Origin of the sequence: Asanoa sp. NPDC050611 (assembly GCF_040654855.1) — a bacterium.
Lineage (GTDB): Bacteria > Actinomycetota > Actinomycetes > Mycobacteriales > Micromonosporaceae > Asanoa.
Map to the genome: position 1 here is coordinate 1 of NZ_JBFAIU010000685.1, position 1,342 is coordinate 1,342.

The window sequence follows — 1,342 nt, forward strand, 5'->3', positions numbered from 1 at the left end:
CCCGCGTCACGATGCGCCGCCCACTCAGCTGAGCGACTTGCTGGGACCTGGTGCCGCCGACGCTGCTGCGTTCCGAAGGCCCCCTGGGTCCCGGCATGTGCCAGCTCTGGATCGACGAGCCGGAGGGCGCCCAGCCGCTGGTCGGCTTCGTGCCGGCCCGGCAGCTCCCCAACGGCTGGAAGCGGATCGCGTCGGCCCAGGACGAGGACGGCAACCCGTACTCGCTGGCCCACGCCGACGACCCGCGGCTCGCCCGGCTGGCGGTCCTCGACGTGGTGATCAACAACGCGGACCGCAAGGGCGGCCACGTCCTGGTGGGCCCGGACGACCGCGTGTACGGCGTGGACCACGGCGTGACCTTCAACGTGGAGCCGAAGCTGCGCACGGTGTTGTGGGGCTGGACGGGTGGCGTGCTCCCCGACGAGGCGGTCGACGTGCTGGGCCGGCTCTCCAGCGACCTGCGGGCTCCGCTGGGCAACGCGCTGCGCGAGCACCTCACGGGCGCCGAGGTGGCCCGGGTGCGCGGCCGGGTGCGGCGGCTGCTGGAGAACGCCTGCTTCCCGGAGCCGGGCACCGACTGGCCGTCGGTGCCCTGGCCCCCGATGTAACGGGTCTAGAGGGCGGTCGGCTGCAGCGTGATGCCCAGCAGGGCGTCGACCGTGTGTGCCATCAGTCTCGGGGCGTCCGGGTCGTCGCCGGTGCCGGCCAGGGTCGCGTCCGCCCAGGCGTCCACCAGGGCCAGGGCGCCGGGGGTGTCGAGGTCGTCGGCCACGCGGGCGCGTACGCCGGCGAGGAGGTCCGCACCGGACGGGCCCGCGGTGGCCGACGCGGCCGCGCGCCACCGGGCCAGCCGGTCCTCCGCGGTCTTGAGGAGATCGTCGGTCCAGGTGCGGTCGCCGCGGTAGTGGTCGGCGATCAGGGCCAGCCGCAGCGCCATCGGGTCGACGTGGTCGGCGCGGAGGCGGGAGACGAAGACCAGGTTGCCGCGGGACTTCGACATCTTCTCGCCGTCGAGGCCGATCATTCCCGCGTGTACGTAGTGCCCGGCGAACGGCGCCTTGCCCGTCAGCCGCTCGGCGTGCGCGGCGGAGCACTCGTGGTGCGGGAACAGCAGGTCGTTGCCGCCGCCCTGGACGTCGATCGTGTCGCCGAGCACGCTGAGCGCGATCACCGCGCACTCGATGTGCCAGCCGGGCCGGCCCGGGCCGAGCGGGCCGCCGGGCCAGGCGGGCTCGCCGTCGCGGGCGCCGCGGCGAGCGAAGCAGGCGTACGGTCGTTGCAGAACGGCGGCGAGCCGGTCGCCGTGGTGACCTCGTGAGGTGAAGCCGGCTGCTGGAGGAGA

The 1,342-nt window shown here is 74.6% G+C and carries 1 protein-coding gene and 1 pseudogene; one reads left to right on the forward strand and one right to left on the reverse strand.

The genetic code is table 11. From position 1 onward, the window contains the following. A pseudogene (locus AB0H87_RS41825) lies at positions 1–608 on the forward strand (SCO1664 family protein); the annotation flags it as partial. A gap of 5 nt (positions 609–613) precedes the next feature. Here AB0H87_RS41825 and AB0H87_RS41830 read toward each other — a convergent pair. Then, positions 614–1,342: class I tRNA ligase family protein (locus AB0H87_RS41830; protein ID WP_360159436.1), on the reverse strand; the 729-nt coding region annotated here is incomplete at its 5' end.